The sequence below is a fragment of the Thermodesulfobacteriota bacterium genome (assembly GCA_040755095.1).
Taxonomy (GTDB): Bacteria; Desulfobacterota; Desulfobulbia; order Desulfobulbales; family JBFMBH01; genus JBFMBH01.
The window spans coordinates 1-19,190 of sequence record JBFMBH010000084.1; the positions used below are offsets into that span (position 1 = coordinate 1).

A 19,190-nucleotide genomic window follows, 5' to 3' on the forward strand; every position below is an offset into this window, starting at 1 on the left:
ACCGCGGCGAAGGGGAGCACCGGCAGAAGGCCCAGGGCCACCAGCCCCATCTGGAAGCCGGCCGCATGGCGAGCCCCTACCCGGAACGGTGGGGGGAAGACCGGCCGGCCGTGCCGAGCCCGCCACCAGATCGCCCCCCGATACACATAGAAGGCGGCGCCCACCGCCAGGTAGGCCGCCGGCAGCCGGCCCAGCCGCACCCCCATTGAGGAGGCCAGGGCAAGCCCCAGGGCATCCAGCTCCACGTCCAGGGCCGCCCCCAGCCGGGTGGCGGTGCCGGTGCGGCGGGCCAGGTAGCCGTCCAGGAGATCCAGCAGGCTGGCGAGGCCGTAGCAAAGACCCGGCATGAGGGCAGACAGGGGCGCCATCGCCAGCAAAGACGACCAAGGCAGGAACAGGAGGCCGGCCAGCCAGGCGAGGAAGAGGCCCCGCAGGAGGGAGAGCCACGTGCCCGGCCCGAGACGGGGCAGCAACGCAGCCCCCGGCTGGTGCCGGTGCTCCGGCAGCAGGGCCCACAGGCGCCCCAGAATGAGGGCCAGACACAGACCGGTTGCGGTCAAGAAGACAACGGCCAGCCAAGGCCGGCGCAGGGCTGGCAGGATGGCGAGGGGAGCCGCGGCCAGGACCGGGGCCAGCGGCAGGGTCCGGCGCACCTGGCAACGCAGCCTGGCCAGGGCGGTGGTGTCGTCGGTCACCGCCCGCCTTGTCCGGCCCGCTGCAGACACCAGGCGAGATCCGCCAGATGCTGCTGCCGTCCCCGGGCCACCAGCTGCCATTCTTCCGGATCCCCTTCCTGGCCCAGGGCGTCCAGGGGGGCATGGAGCTGGGCCAGCTCCGGGGGCTGGCAGCCGGCCAGGAGGGCCACCAGCTGACCGGCCGTCGCCCCGGCGCCCCGCTCGGCCAGGGCGGCCAGAAAGCCGTCCAAGGCCGCTGCCAGCAGGCGGCGGTCGGCCAGAACCAGCCTGCCCACCCCGTCCAGCCGGTCCAGGCGGATGCGGGTCATGAGGTCCAGGAAGAAGGAGACCAGGGGGATGAAGGCCCAGGGCTCGCCTGGCTGGCCGTACTCCAGAAGGGGCTGGTAGCCCCGGGCGGTGATCAGCCGTACCGCCACGCGGCCCTCCGCCTCCTGGACGATGAAGTCGCCGGCCGCATGATGCCAGGGGGTGATCTGGCAGCCGGTCACCGGGTCATAGGCCAGGGTGAGCAGGCGGGCCGCCTGCCGGAAGACCTGGTCACCGGCCGCAGGCGAAAGCAGGCGATGGCCTTGCTCCATGTCCCACAGGCAGAGGCGATCTGCCCGGCCATCGGGCCCCAGGGCCAGATGCCATTCGTGGAACCCGGCAAGCCACTCCCCCAGCATGACCAGGAGGGGCATGCCGTGGCCGGCGGCCGGTGCCAGCACCTCCTGCCAGGCGTGGACCCGGGGCAGAAAGGCCAGCCCCCGGCGGCGCAGGGCGGACAGGCGCTCGGCCTCGGCGGCCAGGGCCTCCCGGTCCGCCACCGCCACCGCTGTGGTCAGGCAGAAGCGGGCCGCGCCGGCCGGGCAGATGACCTCCAGGCTGGCGATGTGGGCGCAGGCGCCGTGCTTCTCGCTGCGGATGACCAGGCCCGTCACCTCCGGGGCCGCGGCCAGGCCCAGCTGCCGCTGCAGCAGGCCGGCCAGCAGCGCCTGCTGGCTGGACACCAGGCCGGCCAGGGCGTCGAGATAGTCCCCCAGGGTCAGGACGGGATGGCCGGAGCTGGGGTCCAGGAGAAACGGCTGCTGCCGATCCTGGGGCCGAACAGGGGCGTCCCCGTCTGGCGTGGCGAAAAGACAGGTGATCGTCATCGGCTGCTCAACAGAGGGCTTCGGCCGGCTGGCCAGCCGCCGTTGCCGGCTCGCTCCCCTGCCAGAAGCCGGCCACCAGGGCCAGGACCACCGCCCCCAGGTCGCCGGTGGCGGCATGGATCTGCCGCTGCCGGTGGGCGCTGGTGCCGGTTCGCAGGATGCGGGCCAGGGGGTGCAGGAAGGAGGCGCCGCCCAGCTCCAGGGCGGCGGGCATCACCAGGTCGACCAGGGCGGCGGCCTCGGTGCGCAGGCTCTGGCGGGCCTCGCCCCAGGGCTCGATGAAGACCCCGTCCAGGCCATGCCGGGCGGCCTGCCACTTGTTGGCCCGCAGGATCTGCATGTTCACCAGCGGGCAGGCCTGCTGCCGGGAGAGGGTGACGACCAGGGCCTGAATCAGGGATACCAGGGCCAGGATCTCGTCCAGGCGGGACGGCAGGTCGCAGATCCGAACCTCCACGGTGCCGAAGGTGGGATGGGGCCGGATATCCCACCACAGGTCCCGCACTGAGGTGATGATGCCAGCCCGGGCCAGCAGGTCCGCGGTATGAACAAAGCCCTGCCAGTCGCCCAGGCGGTCCGGCAGGCCGGCCAGGGGCAGGGCCTCGCAGAGCTTGCTCCGGTAAGAGAAGAGCCCGGTATCGCTGCCTTCGAAAAAGGGCGACGAGGTGGACAGGGCCAGGAGCACCGGCAGATGGAGGCGCAGGCCGTCACAGACCCGGACGGCCAGTTCCCCGTCCGGCAGACCGACATGGACATGCAGTCCCTGGGTGATGAACTGCCGGCCGACCAGCGCCAGCTCCTGGCGGATGCGGCGGTAGCGGGGCGCATCGGTCACCGGCTGGGCGCTGCTGGCGGCAAAGGGGTGGAGGCTGGCAGCCAGCAGAGAACAGTCCTCCCGGGCAGCCAATACCTCCAGCGCCCGGATGGCGCGGCCCAGGCAGGCAGCCACCTCGTCCATGCCGGCACAGACCGGGGTGGTGAGCTCGATCATCGACTGGATCAGCTCGGGCTTGAGCCGGCCTGGCAGCTCAGCGCTGCCGGCGGCCAGGATCGCCGGGGCCCGGGGCGCCAGATCCAGGGTCTGCCGGTCAACAAGCTGCAGCTCCACCTCGACGCCGATGGAAAAGGACGGGCTTGGAGCAAAGACCAGGGAGCCGAGGCTCATGGGCGGGGGGCGGGCAGGTCCTGGATCCGGTCCAGGGCCAGGCAGGCGACTTCCGCCAGAAAGGCGGCGCCCAGGGGCAGCACCCCCTCGTCGAAGTCGAAGCGGGGGCTGTGGGCCGGCACCTCGCCCAGATCCTGGCGGCGGGCGCCGAAGCGCACGAAGCAGCCGGGAACGCTGTCCAGATAGAAGGCGAAGTCCTCGCCGCCCATGCTGGGATGGGGCTGGCTGCGGACACCGGCCGCGCCCACCACCCGGGTCGCCGCCTCCCGGGACAGAGCAGCGGCGGCTGCATCGTTGATCACCGGCGGGTAGCCGGCGGTGATCCGGCAGGCCGCGGTGGCACCGTGCAGCTGGCTCACCGCCTTGACCATGCGCTCGAGACCGGACAGCACGTGCTCCCGGGTCTCCGGCCGGGTGGTGCGCACCGTACCCTCCAGGATCGCGGTCTCGGCAATGACGTTGTGGGCGGTGCCACCCTCGATCCGTCCCACGGTCACCACCGTGGGGTAGGCCGGGTTCACCTCCCGGGAGACCAGGGTCTGGATGCTCATCACCAGAAGACTGGCCACCACGATGGAGTCCACGGTCTCGTGGGGCCGGGCCGCGTGCCCTCCCCTGCCCTTGATGTCGATCCGGAAGGTGTCGGTATGGGCGCAGATGAGACCCGGCTCGGCGGCGATCTCCCCCACCTGGAAATGGCGGTCGATGTGGCCGCCGAAGATGGCCCGCACCCCAGCCAGGGCGCCGGCGCTGATCAGGGCCTGGGCCCCGCCATCCCCCTCCTCCGCCGGCTGGAAGAGAAACCGCACCCGGCCGGGCAAAGGACGGCGCGCCAGAAGGGCTGCCGCGCCCAGCAGCATGGCCACATGGCCATCGTGGCCGCAGGCGTGCATGATGCCAGGTCGCTGGGAGGCGAAAGGCAGGCCGGTCTTCTCCTCCACTGGCAGGGCGTCCATGTCGGCCCGCAGGGCTACCGTGATGCCGGCGCTCGGCGCCCCCAGCTCGGCCACCACGCCGGTGCCCCCCACGCCGGTCCGGTGGGGAATCCCCAGCTCGGCCAGACGGCTGGCGATGAGCCGGGCGGTGGCAAATTCCTGAAAGGCCAGCTCCGGCTGCCGGTGGATGGTGCGGCGGATCTCCTGCATCCAGGCGAAGAGGGCGGCATCCACCGGAAAGCGGCTGGCCGGCGCCCCCGCCGGGCCGATCGTCCCAGGCTCGCTCATGGGATCCTTTTCTCCACAGGGAATCAGCAGATCCGGGGCAGCTCTTCGCCGGGCAGCATGTCGACGATGCGGCTGCCGCCGATGGCGGTGGCCAGGAGCACCATGCCGGCGGGTGCGGCCAGCACCTCGCCGATCCGGCCCGGGGCGGGTGCATCCTCCCGGCCGGCCATGACGGCCAGGGCCCGCTCGCCGGCCTCGGCTGCCACCACTGCGACCAGGATTCCCTCGTTGGCCGCGTACAAGGGGTCGATGCCCAGGAGCTCCGCCACCCCCTGGGCCGCGGGCAGGACCGGCAGCGCGCCCTCCTCCAGGCGGATGGCGCAGCCGGAAGCCATCGCTGCCTCCTTGAGGGTGGTGGCGAGGCCCCCCCGGGTGGGATCGCGCAGGAAGCGAACCGCCGGCCCCAGCTCGGCCAGGGCTGCCACCAGGGCATGGAGGGGCCGGGTATCACTCAACAGGGGCGGCTCCTGGGCGATGCCGTGCCGCCGGGCCATGATGGCCATGCCGTGGCTGGCGATGGGACCGCTCACCAGCACCTGGTCGCCGGGCCGGATCCGGGCCGGGTCGATAGTAAGCCCGGCCAGCAGGCGACCGACGCCGGCGGTGTTGATGAACAGGCCGTCGGCCTGGCCTTTCGCCACCACCTTGGTGTCACCGGTCACGATCCGCACCCCGGCGCGGCGGGCTGCGGCAGCCATGGCCTCCACCACCGCGGTCAGCTCGGCCAGGGGCAGCCCTTCTTCGATGATGAAGCCGGCGGAAAGGAAGAGGGGCTGGGCCCCGGCCACCGCCAGATCGTTGACCGTGCCGAAGACCGCCAGCTCGCCGATGTTGCCGCCGGGGAAGAAACGGGGCGAGACCACGTAGGAATCGGTGGTGAAGGCCAGGCCACCGGCAATGGCCGGCAGCCGGGCGGCATCCCCCAGCTCGTCCATGGCAAAGGCCCTGGCAAACAGCTCGCCAATGAGCCGGTGCATGAGCCGGCCGCCGCTGCCGTGGCCCAGGAGGATGCGCTCGCTCATGCCGCCGGTCCTACCGGGGGCGCCGGTCGCTGGCCATAGCGGTGGTACGCGGCGCAGCTGCCTTCGCTGGAGACCATGCAGGCGCCTACCGGCCGCTCCGGGGTGCAGGCCCGGCCGAAGAGGCGGCAGTCGGGCGGGGTCTTCAGGCCCCGCAGGATGGCGCCGCAATCGCAGCCAGCCGGCTCCCGGGCGGCCGGCACCGCCACCGGCAGACGGCGGCTGGCATCAAGCTCGGCATACGCGGGCTTCAAGGTCAGGCCGCTGGCCGGAATCGTGCCCAGGCCCCGCCAGACGGCATCGGCCGGCTCGAAGAAGGCATCCAGCAGGGCCAGTGCCCGGGGGTTGCCCTCCGGCCGCACCACCCGCTGGTACTGGTTCTCCACCCGGGCCGCACCGGCCGCCAGCTGCCGCAGGAGGAGCCAGATCCCTTCCAGAATGTCGGCGGCGGCAAACCCGGTGACCACCGCCGGCCGGCCGCCCTCGGCCGCGATGAACCGGTAGGGATCCACCCCGATGATCGCGCTGACATGGCCAGGCAAGAGGAAGCCGTCCACCGCCAGCTCCGGGGTGGCGACCAGCGCCCGGAGGGCCGGCGGCACCAGCTTGTGCACCGAGAGGATGGAAAAATTGCCGGTGGCCCGCTCCTGGGCGGTCAGAAGGGTGGCGGCGATAAGGGGCGAGGTGGTCTCGAAGCCGGTGGCGAAAAAGACCACCTGGTGGCCGGGGTTGGCAGCGGCCAGCTCCAGGGCATCGAGCGGCGAGTAGACGACGGCCACCTGGGCGCCGCCGGCCCGGGCCTCGGCCAGGGACATGGCGCTGCCCGGCACCCGCAGCAGGTCGCCGAAGGTGGCGAGGAGCACCCCCGGCTGCCGGGCCAGGGCGACCGCCCGGTCGACATCGGCGATGGCCGTGACGCAGACCGGGCAGCCCGGTCCGGACAGGAGGCTCACGCCGGCAGGGAGCAGATCCCGGATGCCGTGGCGGAAGATGGCCACGGTATGGGTGCCGCACACCTCCATCAGCCGCACCGGCCGGCCGATCTTCTGGACCAGGTCGCCGATGGCGGCGGCGATTCCGTTCATGCTGGCCCCCATTCCGTTCTTCCGTGGCGCTCGGCCCCTTTGCCTGGTGCCCATCGCTCGCCCCCATGCCAGCGCCGGCGAAGTCCTGCCGGGATGACGCCGGGGGCAGGAACGCCGGTGGTTGGGCCGCAGCAGCCCCCCTCCGTGTCACCGGGCATGAAGGGGAGCACCATCCGCAACCCGCCGTGCGGCCCCGCGGGGCGAGAGTCCGATCAGGAGCGGAGGATCATTATAGACCGAGATCTTCGCTTCGCAAACGAGCAGGCAGGGGCTTGGCCAAGGAGATGTTGACGCCCCCCGGCACCGCCGTACAATACGCCGAGACTGACCAGGTGCCCTCTTGCCATGGGATTGATGCTGGAGGTGATTATGAATTGGAAGGACTACATCGTTGCCGATCCTGAGGTGCTTGCCGGCAAGCCGGTTATCAAGGGTACCCGGCTGTCGGTGGAGCTCATTCTCGACCGGCTTGCCGACGGCTGGTCGGAGCAGGACCTCTTTCGTTCGTACCCCAACCTGACGGCTGAGGCCCTGAGGGCAGTGTTCGTCTTCACCGCCGAGATGCTGCGGGAGGAGGATTATGTCAGCCGGGGAAAGGCGGCGTGAAGCCCCTCCTGCTGGCCAACGAAAACATCCCGATGCCGCCGGTGCAGGTGCTACGCCAGGCCGGCTACGATGTGCGGGCCATCGCGGAAACCGGTAGTGGCCTGTCAGACCGGGAGATCCTGGCTGCTGCTGCCGAAGACCGGTGGGTGATCACCCTGGACCGGGATTACGGCGAGCTGCTCTTTGTCAGGAACCTTCCTGCCCCACCATCCCTTCTGTACCTGCGTCTGAGGGCCTATCGTCCTGAGACCCCTGGGGAGATCGTCGTCGAGCTGCTCCGGGAGGCGGAAGCCCTGCTGGGGCAATTCGTCGTTGTCCAGGAAGACTCCCTCCGGAAGCGGCCGCTGCCGATCCGGTAGCCCTGCCCCGGCCCACCGACCGCCTGGTCTCCGAGCCTCCGGGCTGGCCCGCCACCCTGGTCAGACCGCTCCGGCAACCCCCTTTCTCCGCAAGCGCTCCCGCAAGAGCCAGGCCTGGCCCAGGGAGATGCAGGCGTCGTTGGCCGGCAGCTTCTCGTTCGCCAGCACCTTGAAGCCGGCGGCGGTGAGGCCGGCGCGGATGCTGTTCCGGATCAGCCGGTTCTGGAAGACGCCACCGGACAGGGCTGCCGTGGCGCAGCCTTGCTGCCGGCCGGCAGTGGTGGCCAGCTCCACCACCGCCTGCGCCACCGTCCCGTGGAAGCGGCCGGCGATGGCGGCCACCGGCACCCCGGCCAAACGGTCGGCCACCAGGCTCAGGACCGTCGAGGCGAAATCGACCACCACCGGTGGGCCTGGCACCAGAACAAAGGGATAGGGCTCGCCTGCCGCCTCGGCCACCGCCTCCAGGGCCATGGCCGCCTCGGCCTCGAAGGTGTTGACCTGGCACAGATCCAGAAGGGAGGCCACCCCTTCGAAGAGGCGGCCGGCGCCGGAGGACAGGGGGGAGAGCTGGCGGTCGGCGGCCACCCGGGCCAGCGCCCGCAGGGTCTCCTCGCCGTGGCGGCGGCAGAAGCCCAGACGGGCCAGCAGATCCCAGGCCTCATCACCCGCGGCCTGCCAGAGGAGGCTGGCCGCCACCCGCCAGGGCTGCCGGATCGCCTGCTCGCCGCCCGGCAGGGGCAGGGGCCGGAAATGGGCCAGCCGCTGGCACCGCGCCAGCGAGGCCAGAAGGATCTCGCCGCCCCAGACCGTGCCGTCGGGGCCATAGCCGGTGCCGTCCAGGGCGATGCCGATCACCGGCCCCGCCTCCCCGTGCTCCGCCAGAACAGAAGCGATATGGGCCCAGTGGTGCTGGAAGGTGTGGAGGGTGCGCCCATGCCCTTTGGCCCAGGTGCTGGCCCAGGCGCTGGACCGGTAGCCGGGATGGAGGTCTGCGGCCACGGCCTCCGGATCCACCCGGTAGGCTGAGCGCAGGTTGGCCAGGGTCTCCTCGAAGAAGCGCCAGGTGGCGAGGCTCCCCATGTCGCCCAGGTGCTGGCTGACGATGGCCGCCGCCCCTTGGGTGAGGGTGAAGGTGCTCTTGAGATCCGCCCCCACCGCCAGGACCGCAGGGCCATCCCCTGCCAGGACCAGGGGCTCCGGCGCCCAGCCCCGGGCCCGGCGGATGAAGGCCGGCCCCCCTGCCCCCGGATCCAGGAGGACCGAGTCGTCCACCCGCATGAAGATCGGACGGTCGTGGGTGAGAAGGCCGTCCACGAGCGGGGCCAGGCGCTCGACCGCCTCGTCGTTGTCCCGGACGATGGGCTCCTCGGCCGGGTTGCCGGAGGTCATGACCAGGGCGGCAAAGCGCGGCGCCGCGGCTCCCGGATCGTGGAAGAGAAGATCGTGCACTGGGGTGTAGGGCAGCATGATGCCCAGGTAGCGGTTGCCGGGGGCAACGCCGGGGGCCAAGGCCGGCAGGCCGGCTGCCACCGGCCGCCGCTCGACCAGGACGATGGGCCGCCGGTGGCTGGCCAGCAGGTCGGCCGCCGCCGGGGAAAGATGGCCGTAGGCGCCGGCCTGCCGGAGGCCGGCGACCATGATCGCAAAGGGCTTGTTGCTCCGCCGCCGCCGGCTGCGCAGGCGGGCCACCGCCTCGGGGTTGGTGGCGTCGGCGGCCAGATGGAAGCCGCCCAGGCCTTTGAGGCCCAGGATGCCGCCAGCCGCCAGGAGATCCAATGCCCTGGCCAGGGCTGGCGCTGCCGGCGCACCGACCAGGCCGCCGGTCACCGGCTGGAAGGTGAGCTGCGGGCCGCAGGCCGGGCAGGCGTTGGGCTGGGCGTGGAAGCGCCGGTCAGCCGGGTTGCGGTACTCCGCCTCGCAGGCCGCGCACATGGCAAAGGCGGCCATGGTGGTGTTGGCCCGGTCGTAGGGGGTGGCGCGGGTGATCGTGTAGCGGGGGCCGCAGTTGGTGCAGTTGATGAAAGGGTAGAGGTAGCGGCGGTCGGCAGGGTCGTAGAGCTCGCGGCGGCAATCGGCGCACAGGCCCGCATCCGGGGGCACGTGGGCGACCACCGGGGAGGGCTCATCCTGGTCGCTTTCCAGGATGCGAAAGCCGGTGTCGCCGGCAAGGGGCAGCTCCCGGCAGGTCAGGGCGAGGATGCGGGCCAGGGGCGGCGCCTCGCTGGCAAGCCGGGTCAGGAAGGCGTCCACCGCCTCGCCTTCCACCTCGATGCGCACCCCGGCCGGGGTGTTGGCGACCAGGCCGGAAAGGCCCAGCTCCCGGGCCAGCTGGAAGAGGAAGGGCCGAAAGCCCACCCCCTGGACGATGCCAGCGACGGTTATCGCCGCGCGGCGAGCCAATGCACCCAGTCCGCCAGGCCCTCGCCGGTCCGGCAGGAGACCGGAAAGATCGCCAGGTTGGGGTTGAGGCTTTTCGCATCCCGGCGGATCTTCTCGGGATCGGCGTCCACATAGGGCGCGATGTCGAGCTTGTTCACCACCAGGGCCGCCGATTCCCGGAACATCAAAGGGTACTTCAAGGGCTTGTCATCGCCCTCGGTGAGGGACAGGACCATGGCCTTCATGTCTTCCCCCACCTGGAACTCCGCCGGGCAGACCAGGTTGCCGACGTTTTCGATGAAAAGCAGATCCAGCCCGGGAAGGGGCAGCTCCGGCAGCACGGTGCGGATCATGTTGGCGTCCAGGTGGCAGGCGCCGCCGGTGTTGATCTGGACCACCGGCACCCCCAGGGCATCGATCCGCTCGGCATCGTGGGTGCCGGCGATATCCCCCTCGATGACCCCGATGCGGCGCTGGCCGGCCAGCCTCCGGATGGTCTCCACCAGGAGCGTGGTCTTGCCGGCGCCCGGTGCGCCCATGAGGTTGACCACAAAGACCCCCGCCTGCCGGAACCGCTCCCGGTTCTCGGCGGCCAGGCGGTCGTTGGCCTCCAGGATGTTGGCCACCACCTTGACCTTCATGCCACCACCTCCATGTCGACCAGCTCCAGCTCGCGGCCGCTGAGAAGATCGTACGAAAAGGCCCCGCAGGCCGGGCACTGGAGCGCCAGCACGTCGTCCGCCTCGATCTCCTGACCGCAAGCCCGGCAGCGGCCGGTCACCGGCACCTCGTCGATGATGAGGCTCGCCGCCCGGGCCACGGTGTCTGTCCGGGCCACCTCGAAGGCAAAGGCCAGGGCCTCGGGATGGACGCCGGCGGCCTTGCCCACCCGCACCCGCACCGCCTCCACGGCCCCATGCCCCTCTTCCCGGCAGATCCGGCCCACGGTTTCCAGAATGGACAGGGCGATGGACAGCTCGTGCATGGCCCTCACCGTGAAAGGCGAACCGCAAAATGTCCAACAAGGAATTTCGAAGGCAGAAGGGACAGGCAGTTGACGTTTCGGATCAGTTCTGCCGGTCCCTTCTGCGGTTGGATATTCCTTGCTCGATATTCGATATTCGTTGTTCCCCCCGTCAGATCTCCCCCTCTTGCATCCGGCCCATCACCTCGTGGAAGAGCCGCAGGGTCTCTTCCCCTTCCTGGCGGTCGAGCTTCTGGATGGCGAAGCCGGCGTGCACCAGCACAAACTCCCCCACCGCCACCGGCTCCGGCAGCAGCATGAGATTCGCCTGGCGGCGCGCGCCCTGCACGTCCACCAGGGCGGAAAGGTCGCAAATCTCCACCACCCGGGCCGGGATGGCCAAGCACATGACGAGAAGCCTCCGTAGGGTTGCCGGTCGGCGGCGGATGCCGCAGCCGCAAGGCCGCATTATGCGTCCGGCCCCCCGGTGGCGTCAAGGCCGCGACCGGCTCTGGCCAGGGCTCCAGCCGGGATGGCGCATCGCCGATGTGGTCGCCAGGAAACTTCTCTTGTCTTCTCGGTGGCCGCTTCCCTAGAATGAGTTCTTATGCAGGGCGGTGTCTCGATCCCCGCGCATTGTCCGCCTTCCCGGGTGGTTGGCAGCGCTCTTCGGTGACCACCGGCCCTTCCCCACCCACCAAGCCAAGGAGGTTCGACCGATGAGGCGTATGACGACCCTGGTCCTGGCCCTGTATGCCGTTGTTGCCAGTCTTTGTGCCCTGCCAAGTGTGGCCGCGGCGGCAAACGTCTGGTTCCCGCCGGACTGGAAGGAGAAGGCGCCCCAGGCCAAGGCCATTGCCGATGCCCTGGCCGCGAAATCCGGCGTCCCGGTGCAGCCGCGGATTGCCAAGAGCTATCCCGAGATTCTGGAGGCCTTTGCCTCGGGCGACCAGAACCTGGTCTACGTGGGCTCCTTTGTGCAGGCGATCATCAAGGACAGGGGGCTCGGCACCCCTCTGGCCCAGGCGGTCAACGGCAAGGAGCTCTACGCCGGCATCATGGTCTATCCCAAGGGGGAGGATCCGGCCGCCATCCTGGCCGGGGCTCCGGAGCAGATCGCCTACGCCCTGGGCGCCTCCTCCGGGGAGTCCTGCGCCAAGGCAGCCACCGGTGGCAAGGCGGCGGTGGGGGTGCCCAGCCACGGTGCAGCGTGCAACGCGGTGAAGGCCGGCAAGGCCAAGGCAGCGATGGTCAAGAACTGGTGGTGGGAGGGCAACAAGGACAAGTTTCCCGAGCTGGCGGTCTACGAGGTTCCGGGAATCTCCCTCGTGAAGAACCCGGACAACGTGCTCACCGCCTCCAAGGCCGTACCCGCGGACCTGGCCAAGAAGCTGGCCGATGCCGCCCTCGCCAGCACGGAGGCCTTCGGCGCTCCCCAGATGGCCCCCTTCGATGCCGCGAGCCTGGAGTTCTCCCTTGAGCTCATGCGCAAGGGGAACATTGACCCCAAGACGTACAGCTGGTAGACCACGGCTCCCGATCCGCAGGGCCGCTCCTGCCTGGCGCAAGGCGGAAGCGGCTCTGCACGTTGTTTCGCGCAGGTGACTCCATGCGGCTGACACACACCATCATGGTAGGGGGCGGGGCCATCGTCGGCTTGTCACTTTTGGCCATGGCCGGCGGCATCAGCCACCACGTCCGCAAGGCCAACGGCGAGATGCTGGCTGCCATCACCCGCACCATGGAGGCGGACCAGGGCGAGACAACGGCCTTCCTGCGCGAGGGCTTCGCCGAGATCGCCACCGACCTTGCCCGTGCCGAGGACACGACGCAAAGACTCGTCAAGGGGCTCTACGACGAATCCTACCAGACCCTGACCCTGGCCTTTGCCAACCGTGTCTTTCCCATGGTGGAGCTCTTTGACTTCGACGGCATAGACGCCGCCGCCGGGGAGCTTCTGGCCTCCAGCCCTGCGGTCAAGTGGATCCAGGTCACCACCAGCGAGAATCCGAAGGCCAGCGACCGGCGGACCTACGGCGCCCGGATCGATACCGGCGGCAAGATCTACGAGGCCCAGAAGAAGGGGCCCTTCAGCGTCCTGGCAGTGGAGCTGCAGATCAGCCTGGACGAAATGGCCGCCCTGAAAGAGGTGGAGAAAGGGGTCAAGGCCATCTTTGCCGGGGTGAACGAAAAGAATCGGCATCTGGAGGAAGCCATCGCCGAAAACAGCCGGGCATCGCTGGCCCAGCTGACCGGGAGCATATCCGGCGTGGCCGGGGACCACAACCGGCGGCTCAACCTGGGCATGGCCGCCGCCGTGGTGCTGGCGCTGGCACTCACCTGCCTGGTTCTCTATCTTTTCGTGCGCCGGTGGGTGGTGGCGCCGCTGTTGCTGACCATCGGCCGGCTGCGGCAGAGCGCCGATGACCTGACCACCAGCGCCGAATACCTGTCCCAAGGCAGCTGTGACCTGTCGGCGGCCGCCAGCGAAGAGGCGGCTGCACTGGAACAGTCAGCCGCCTCCCTGGAGGAGATGTCCGCGACCACGCAGCAGAATGCGGAGAGCGCGGGACAGATGGACACCCTCGTGAAGGATGCCCGGGGAGTCGTTGAGGACGCCAACCGGTCCATGACCTCGCTGATCGAAAGCATGGCCCGGATCGCCCAGGCCAATACGGAAACCTCCAAGATCACCCGGACCATCGACGCCATCAGCTTCCAGACCAACCTGCTCGCCCTGAATGCCGCCGTGGAAGCGGCGCGGGCCGGCGAGGCCGGGGCCGGCTTCGCCGTGGTCGCCACCGAGGTGCGCCAACTGGCAGCCCGGGCGGCCGAAGCTGCCCGGACGGCGGAGGAGCTCTTGGAGGAGACGACCGGTCTGGTGCAAAACGGGGTGGCCTTGGCTGGCGGCACCGGCGAGACCTTTGCCGGCGTGCAGCAGACGTTTACCCGCCTGGCTGCCCTGGTCGAGGATATCGCCACCGCGTCCCAGGAGCAGGCCAAGGACATCGGCCAGGTCACGAGCGGCATTGGCCAGCAGGAAAAGACCGTGCAAGGGCTGGCCGCCGAAACGGAAGTCCTCAACCAGACCGCCTCCCAGCTCAAGGAGCAGGCCACGGCGCTGGACGCCATGGTGGACGGTCTGTTGACCCTCCTCGATGGCGGTGCCGCCAGGAGGGCCACCGGCTCCGGCGCGCCGCCGGGATAGACCCCATCCTCCGGCCCCCGACTGCCGCGCACCGCCCCTGTCTTTTCCCCTGCCGTCTCCCGCCATCCGGCGCGCCATCCCCTGTGCCGGCGCCCGCCGGCCGCTGCCGCCAAAACTTCCCCCTGGTGCAAGGCCAAAGGGACGTGGTACGATAACATCTTGAAGTTACGGCATCTGTACGCCAAAAGTCCCAGCTAGGACAAGGCCTTGGCACCCTCGCCTCCCGCAGTCCCTGCCCCGAGCCGCCCCCCCGCCAGCGAGGAGCCTGCGGCGCGTCTTGCCCACCTGGAAGCAGAGCTGGCCCGGGCCCAGGAGCGGGTGGCCGACCTGGAAAGCGCCCTGGCGGCTGCGGTCTCGGAACAGACCACCCTGGGCGCCATGGTCGATGCCATCGGCGAGGGGGTGGCGATCCTGGACCGGGGCTTCACCATCGTCTACCAGAACCAGGCCCACCGTGCCCTGGCGGGCGCCCACGCGGGAGAGATCTGCCATCAGGCCCGCTTCGGCCGCCAGACGGTCTGTGACAACTGTCCCCTGGTTGCCACCTTTGCCGATGGCGGCAGCCATTCCCTGGAGCAGGAGGTGCAAGGGGACTTGGCCCCCCGCCTTCTGGAGATCACCACCTCGCCGCTCAAGGCCGGCGACGGCTCGGTGGTGGCCGGCATCAAGACGGTCCGGGACGTCACCGCCCGCCGCCGCATGGAGGACGCCCTGCGCCGGGCCGTGGAGGCGGAGAAGCTCCTGAGCTCCCTGTCCAGCCGCTTCCTCAACCTGCGCCCCGGCGAGTTCGAGATCGCGGTCGAGGATTCCCTGGAGACCCTGGGCCGGGTCCTGGGCGCCGACCGGGCCCAGATCGTGCTCCTGCCTGGCTACAGCACCTGGGTGGCCAGCTCTTTGGTCTGGCAACGGCCGGAGCTGGCCGACCTGGCCGGGGCCTTGCCCGAGGTGCCCTCTGCCGGCGCCCTGCCCTGGCTCTTTGCCCAGCTGCACCAGGAGCAGATGGTGACGGTGACCGATCCGGACAAGCTGCCCGCCGAGGCCGCCGCCGAGCGGCAGGCCTTTGCGCGGGCCGGCATCCGCTCGGCCATTGTCCTGCCCCTGGGCTACCGCGGCCAGCTGGTGGGCCTGTTCCAGCTGGATTTTATCCAGGACAGTCATGCCTTCTCGGAGGAAGAGGCCCGCTTCCTGCGGGTAGTGGCCGAGGTGATGGCCAATGCCGCGGCGCACCGGCGGGCGGATGAAGAGGCCCACCGCCGCAGCGACCATCTGGAAAAGCTCCTCATCATCTCCACCGAGATCACGGCCGGCGCCGAGCCGGCAGCCCTGTGCCAGCGCATCGCCATCCTGGCCCGGGATCTCCTCAACCTGGACGGCACCACGGTGAGCATAAGGCGGAGCTCGGGCGCCGACCTGGAGCTGACGGCGGTGGCTGGCATGGACCCCCAGGAGGCCGCGGCCCTCACCCTGTCGGGGCTGCCGGCCCATGCCGTTGCCAGCCGCCGGCCGGTGGTGAGCGCCAGTCTCGCGGCCGGCCGGCTGCAGCCGCTGCCGGTAGCCCTGACTGACCTGGGGATGGAAGCGGGCCTCGCCTCCCCGATGCTGGTGGAATCCGAGGTCGTGGGGATCCTCGCCGGCTACACCCGGAGGGCCCGGCAGTTCACGGCCGAGGAGGTGGCCCTCTACCAGACCATCGCCAACCAGGCGGCGGTGGCCCTGCGGAACGCCGTCCACCTGCAGGCCCTCCGGGAATCGGAGGAGAAATACCGCATCCTCATGGCCACGGCCAGCGACGCCATCTTCATGACCGATGCCGAAACCGGCGTCATCATGGACATCAACCGCAAGGCGGCCGAGCTCATCGGCTTGTCGCCGGCCCTCCTGGTGGGGCAGCCCCAGCGCCAGCTCCACCCGCCACCGGTGCGCCCGGCCTTCGACGGCCTGTGCCGCCGGGCCGTGGCCACCGGCCGCGCCGAGGCCCAGAGCCTGGCGATGATCGTCAAGGAAGGACGGATGATCCCGGTGGATGTCAGCGCCTCGGTCACCGAGGTGGCCGGCAGAAGGATCATCCAGAGCATCTACCGGGACATGAGCGCCCGCCACGAGGCGGAAAGGGACAAGGAGCACATCCAGGCCCAGCTCCTGCAAGCCCAGAAGATGGAGGCCATCGGCACCCTGGCCGGCGGCGTGGCCCACGACTTCAACAACATCCTCACCGCCATCATCGGCTATTCCGGCCTGCTGCTGCACCGGCTGCCGGCCGGCGATCCCTTGCGCCAGGAGGTGGTGAGCATCCGCACCGCCGGCGAGCGGGGCGCCGCCCTCACCCGCCGCCTGCTGGCCTTCAGCCGCAAACAGGCCACCAGCAAGGCGGTCTGCGACCTGAACCTCCTGGTGGAAGGGGTCAGCGGCATGCTGCGGCGGCTCATCGGCGAGGACATCGAGCTTGCGACCCGGTGCGATGCCGAGCGGCCACATATCCTGGCCGATGCCGGCCAGATCGAGCAGATCCTCATGAACCTGGCGGTGAATGCCCGGGATGCCATGCCCCGGGGGGGCCACCTGAGCCTGCGCACCGCCAACGTCGCGGTGGATCGGCTGCAGGCAGCGCGCCTGCCCAAGGCACGTCCAGGCTCCTTTGTCACCCTGGAGGTCCGGGATACCGGCATCGGCATGGATCCCGAGACCATAGCCCACATCTTCGAGCCCTTCTTCACCACCAAGGGCATCGGCGACGGCACCGGACTGGGCCTGGCCGTGGTCTACGGCATCGTCGAGGGCCACGAGGGCTGGATCGAGGTGGAAAGCCTGCCCCAGGAGGGCACCGTGTTCACGGTCTTTCTCCCGGCCCACGAGCCGCTTGGCCCGGCGGCCCGCGAGGAGCGGTTCATCCTGCCGGACCTCAAGGGCCACGGCGAGCGGCTGCTCCTGGTGGAGGACGAGACGATGGTACGGCAGTTCGGCGCCGAGGCCCTGCGGGCCAACGGCTACCAGGTGGAGGAGGCTGTCGCGGTCCGCGACGCCCTGGATCGCTTCCAGGCCGCCGGTGGCGAGTTCGACCTGGTGCTCATCGATGTGGTGCTGCCGGATGGCAGCGGCCTGGTCCTGCGGGACTACCTGGCCAGCGAGCGGCCGGGGGTGAAGATCCTCATGAACAGCGGCTACGCGGATCAGCGCTCCCAGACCGCGCTCATCGAAAGGCTGGGGCTGCCGTTCCTCAAGAAGCCGTTCAGTGTCGTGGAGCTCCTGCGGGCGGTGCGGGCGGTGTTGAGCCGGCCGGCGCCCGGGGTGGCCGGAGGCAGCGAATAGCGATGCGGGCAGTGATCTTCGATCTGGACGGCACCCTGCTGGACACCCTGGCTGATCTGGCCGCGGCCGTGAACCGGGCGCTGGCGGCCCGGGGGCTTCCCGTCCATCCCCTGGATGCCTACCGCTTCTTTGTGGGCGAGGGGGCCGCCACCCTGGTGCAGCGGGCTCTGCCAGCAGCCGCCCGAGGCGGCACCTTGGCCCAGGAGGTCCTGGCCTCGTTCGTTGAGGACTACGGCCGCCATTGGCGGGTGACCACCCGGCCGTACGACGGCATCCCGGAGCTGCTCGCGGCCCTGGCCGGCAGGGGCTTGGCCCTGGCTGTGCTGTCCAACAAGCCCCAGGACTTCACCCGCTTGTGCGTGGGCCAGTTCTTTGGCGACATCCCTTTTGCCCAGGTCCTGGGGGAAGAGCTCGGGCGCCCCCGCAAGCCCCATCCGGCCGGCGCCCTGGCGATCGCCTCCCGCCTGGGCCTGCCGCCGGCGGCCTTCCTCTATCTGGGGGACACGGCCATCGACATGGAAACGGCCCGGGCCGCCGGCATGTATGGCGTGGGTGCCCTGTGGGGCTTCCGCAGCCGGGCCGAGCTGGAAGAAAGCGGCGCCCGGGCCCTGGTGGCCAGCCCCCAGGAGCTTTTGCCCCTGCTGGACGCCCCCCCCCGCCTCCCGCCCGGGGAGACGAGGAGCCTGTCATGAGCAAGCGTGTCCTGGTGGTGGACGACAACCCGGAGTTTCTGACCTTCATGTCCGAGGCCCTGGCCGACCAGGACCTGGAGGTGGAGGCGGCCGCGGATGTGCAGACCGCCGTGACCCTCATGGGGGCCAACCCCTTCGACCTCGTGGTCAGCGACAAGAACCTGCCCGGCACCAGCGGCACCGGCAGCGGCGGCATGGACCTTCTGCGCTACATCCGCAGCACCAGCCCTGCCACGGCGGTGATTCTGATCACCGGCGACGTCTCCCTGGAGGCGGCCATCGAGGCCATGCGGCTGGGGGCCTTCGATTTCGCCTGCAAGCCCATCTCGGTGGCCGACCTCAAGGCCAGGGTAGCCCGGGCCCTGGAATACCAGAACTTCCTGGACCCGGAGAAGATGATCGCCATGTACACCGTGCTCCACGACTCGGTCCTGGAGATCCTGGCGCAGGGTGATACCGCCAATGGCGAGGCGAAGACCCGCCATCTGCGCACCCTGGACCGCCGGATCGACGACATTTTCGCGGCCCTCAAGTCCTGGGAGCAGGTGATCGTCCAGCAGATGCAGGCACTGGCCAACGTCGCCTTCAACGTCGAGCAGCTCAAGGACCTCATCCCCGCCGACCACCCCGCCTACCCCCTGGTGGAGGCCATCGAAAGCCAGGTCAGCCACCGGCTGTAGCCCAGCTCCGCCCCGCCCTCCTTGGCCTTGATCATGTCAGAAAACCAACGTTGCAATCGAGTGCGGAAGGCTTTTCGCGTCAGCAGCTTTTCCATTCAACCACAGCTTGTAATTGATTGCATCGTTGGTCGTGTTCAGCACCACTACCGCCGTGGTGTCATCCTGGTTGACAAAGGCCACCGATTGCAGGGCATCACGGCTTGAAGAGCTGACGATGCGTTTCGCGTTTGGCTGCACAAACTTAGAAAAGTGGCCGAGGTAGTAGTAGATGTTGGTGTAATGCACCTCGCCGCTTCGGGTATCCGCAATAACTGGCGCGAAGCAGAAGTTACCGGCATGGTTCGGCCCGCCGTTCTCATCCAGAATCACGTTCCAGTCGGTCCAGGCTGCCGTGCCTGCGTTGAAGTCGTTCACCATCGAATATCCGTAACGCTCGCCCAAATCCCAATCATGCCTTCTGTTGAAATCAAACTTCTCTACGCAGCCCTCCGTGAAAATGAGGTGGGTAGACGGGAATGCTTCTTTGACCCTTTTCAGGTTCTCAAACAGCATGCCACTGCCCGTCCAGGTCTCATACCAGTGGTAGCCAATCCCCCAGATGTACTTCGCTGCTTCCAGGTCATTGAGCAGGGTGCTGGCTCTCTGGTACACGAGGTCACGGTTGTGGTCCCAG

Annotated in this window: 18 protein-coding genes; 7 read left to right on the top strand and 11 right to left on the bottom strand. The window is 69.7% G+C overall.

Annotated features, from left to right (window positions below; genetic code table 11):
• The 6 genes from AB1634_12690 to hypD all read right to left on the bottom strand — a co-directional run.
• Positions 1–695 (bottom strand): CDP-alcohol phosphatidyltransferase family protein (locus AB1634_12690; GenBank protein ID MEW6220374.1); only part of this gene is annotated, 695 nt, incomplete at its 3' end.
• Complete coding sequence (locus tag AB1634_12695) at positions 692–1,828, bottom strand: hypothetical protein (protein ID MEW6220375.1); 1,137 nt, start codon at positions 1,826–1,828, stop codon at positions 692–694. The genes AB1634_12695 and AB1634_12690, both read right to left, overlap by 4 nt.
• Positions 1,829–1,835: 7 nt before the next feature.
• Positions 1,836–2,993 (bottom strand): YbdK family carboxylate-amine ligase, encoded by a 1,158-nt coding sequence (locus AB1634_12700; protein MEW6220376.1) that lies wholly within the window; start codon positions 2,991–2,993, stop codon positions 1,836–1,838.
• A complete protein-coding gene (locus AB1634_12705) occupies positions 2,990–4,216 on the bottom strand; it encodes an amidohydrolase (protein MEW6220377.1) in 1,227 nt (408 codons plus the stop codon). Before AB1634_12705 ends, AB1634_12700 begins: the two co-directional genes overlap by 4 nt.
• A 23-nt stretch (positions 4,217–4,239) precedes the next feature.
• Positions 4,240–5,238 (bottom strand): hydrogenase expression/formation protein HypE, encoded by a 999-nt coding sequence (gene hypE / locus AB1634_12710; protein ID MEW6220378.1) that lies wholly within the window; start codon positions 5,236–5,238, stop codon positions 4,240–4,242.
• Positions 5,235–6,320, bottom strand: coding sequence for a hydrogenase formation protein HypD (gene hypD, locus AB1634_12715; GenBank protein MEW6220379.1), 1,086 nt, complete (start codon positions 6,318–6,320; stop codon positions 5,235–5,237). Before hypD ends, hypE begins: the two co-directional genes overlap by 4 nt.
• A gap of 369 nt (positions 6,321–6,689) precedes the next feature.
• Between hypD and AB1634_12720 the strand changes: the two genes are divergently transcribed.
• Complete coding sequence (locus AB1634_12720) at positions 6,690–6,926, top strand: DUF433 domain-containing protein (protein ID MEW6220380.1); 237 nt, start codon at positions 6,690–6,692, stop codon at positions 6,924–6,926.
• Positions 6,923–7,285: a DUF5615 family PIN-like protein gene (locus tag AB1634_12725; protein ID MEW6220381.1), complete on the top strand. Its 363-nt coding sequence runs from the start codon at positions 6,923–6,925 to the stop codon at positions 7,283–7,285. The genes AB1634_12720 and AB1634_12725 overlap by 4 nt, the downstream gene beginning before the upstream one ends.
• A 60-nt stretch (positions 7,286–7,345) precedes the next feature.
• Here the strand turns inward: AB1634_12725 and hypF are convergent, their stop codons facing one another.
• The 4 genes from hypF to AB1634_12745 all read right to left on the bottom strand — a co-directional run bounded on the left by hypF (position 7,346) and on the right by AB1634_12745 (position 11,040).
• Positions 7,346–9,688: a carbamoyltransferase HypF gene (gene hypF / locus AB1634_12730; GenBank protein MEW6220382.1), complete on the bottom strand. Its 2,343-nt coding sequence runs from the start codon at positions 9,686–9,688 to the stop codon at positions 7,346–7,348.
• Positions 9,667–10,308, bottom strand: coding sequence for a hydrogenase nickel incorporation protein HypB (hypB, locus tag AB1634_12735; protein MEW6220383.1), 642 nt, complete (start codon positions 10,306–10,308; stop codon positions 9,667–9,669). Before hypB ends, hypF begins: the two co-directional genes overlap by 22 nt.
• A complete protein-coding gene (hypA, locus tag AB1634_12740; protein MEW6220384.1) occupies positions 10,305–10,652 on the bottom strand; it encodes a hydrogenase maturation nickel metallochaperone HypA in 348 nt (115 codons plus the stop codon). The genes hypB and hypA overlap by 4 nt, the downstream gene beginning before the upstream one ends.
• 151 nt (positions 10,653–10,803) lie before the next feature.
• Positions 10,804–11,040 carry a HypC/HybG/HupF family hydrogenase formation chaperone gene (locus AB1634_12745; protein ID MEW6220385.1) on the bottom strand — a complete coding sequence of 79 codons (237 nt, stop codon included), beginning with the start codon at positions 11,038–11,040 and terminating at the stop codon, positions 10,804–10,806.
• A 310-nt stretch (positions 11,041–11,350) separates the two neighbouring features.
• Here AB1634_12745 and AB1634_12750 point away from each other — a divergent pair, with 310 nt between their 5' ends.
• The 5 genes from AB1634_12750 to AB1634_12770 all read left to right on the top strand — a co-directional run bounded on the left by AB1634_12750 (position 11,351) and on the right by AB1634_12770 (position 18,517).
• Positions 11,351–12,157 carry a PhnD/SsuA/transferrin family substrate-binding protein gene (locus tag AB1634_12750; GenBank protein ID MEW6220386.1) on the top strand — a complete coding sequence of 269 codons (807 nt, stop codon included), beginning with the start codon at positions 11,351–11,353 and terminating at the stop codon, positions 12,155–12,157.
• 83 nt (positions 12,158–12,240) lie between these two features.
• Positions 12,241–13,839, top strand: coding sequence for a methyl-accepting chemotaxis protein (locus tag AB1634_12755; protein MEW6220387.1), 1,599 nt, complete (start codon positions 12,241–12,243; stop codon positions 13,837–13,839).
• A gap of 207 nt (positions 13,840–14,046) precedes the next feature.
• Positions 14,047–17,145 carry a GAF domain-containing protein gene (locus tag AB1634_12760; protein MEW6220388.1) on the top strand — a complete coding sequence of 1,033 codons (3,099 nt, stop codon included), beginning with the start codon at positions 14,047–14,049 and terminating at the stop codon, positions 17,143–17,145.
• 2 nt (positions 17,146–17,147) lie between these two features.
• Positions 17,148–17,837, top strand: coding sequence for an HAD family hydrolase (locus AB1634_12765; protein ID MEW6220389.1), 690 nt, complete (start codon positions 17,148–17,150; stop codon positions 17,835–17,837).
• A complete protein-coding gene (locus AB1634_12770; GenBank protein ID MEW6220390.1) occupies positions 17,834–18,517 on the top strand; it encodes a response regulator in 684 nt (227 codons plus the stop codon). The genes AB1634_12765 and AB1634_12770 overlap by 4 nt, the downstream gene beginning before the upstream one ends.
• 36 nt (positions 18,518–18,553) lie before the next feature.
• Here AB1634_12770 and AB1634_12775 read toward each other — a convergent pair.
• On the bottom strand, positions 18,554–19,190 hold a 637-nt coding region (locus tag AB1634_12775; protein ID MEW6220391.1), incomplete at its 5' end, for a glycoside hydrolase family 30 protein.

Bases quoted from the DNA above. Each gene is read 5' to 3' on its own strand.
- AB1634_12695 (MEW6220375.1), bottom strand. From the start codon at position 1,828: ATGACGATCACCTGTCTTTTCGCCACGCCAGACGGGGACGCCCCTGTT.
- AB1634_12700 (MEW6220376.1), bottom strand. From the start codon at position 2,993: ATGAGCCTCGGCTCCCTGGTCTTTGCTCCAAGCCCGTCCTTTTCCATC.
- AB1634_12705 (MEW6220377.1), bottom strand. From the start codon at position 4,216: ATGAGCGAGCCTGGGACGATCGGCCCGGCGGGGGCGCCGGCCAGCCGC.
- hypE (MEW6220378.1), bottom strand. From the start codon at position 5,238: ATGAGCGAGCGCATCCTCCTGGGCCACGGCAGCGGCGGCCGGCTCATG.
- hypD (MEW6220379.1), bottom strand. From the start codon at position 6,320: ATGAACGGAATCGCCGCCGCCATCGGCGACCTGGTCCAGAAGATCGGC.
- AB1634_12720 (MEW6220380.1), top strand. From the start codon at position 6,690: ATGAATTGGAAGGACTACATCGTTGCCGATCCTGAGGTGCTTGCCGGC.
- hypB (MEW6220383.1), bottom strand. From the start codon at position 10,308: ATGAAGGTCAAGGTGGTGGCCAACATCCTGGAGGCCAACGACCGCCTG.
- hypA (MEW6220384.1), bottom strand. From the start codon at position 10,652: ATGCACGAGCTGTCCATCGCCCTGTCCATTCTGGAAACCGTGGGCCGG.
- AB1634_12745 (MEW6220385.1), bottom strand. From the start codon at position 11,040: ATGTGCTTGGCCATCCCGGCCCGGGTGGTGGAGATTTGCGACCTTTCC.
- AB1634_12750 (MEW6220386.1), top strand. From the start codon at position 11,351: ATGAGGCGTATGACGACCCTGGTCCTGGCCCTGTATGCCGTTGTTGCC.
- AB1634_12755 (MEW6220387.1), top strand. From the start codon at position 12,241: ATGCGGCTGACACACACCATCATGGTAGGGGGCGGGGCCATCGTCGGC.
- AB1634_12765 (MEW6220389.1), top strand. From the start codon at position 17,148: ATGCGGGCAGTGATCTTCGATCTGGACGGCACCCTGCTGGACACCCTG.
- AB1634_12770 (MEW6220390.1), top strand. From the start codon at position 17,834: ATGAGCAAGCGTGTCCTGGTGGTGGACGACAACCCGGAGTTTCTGACC.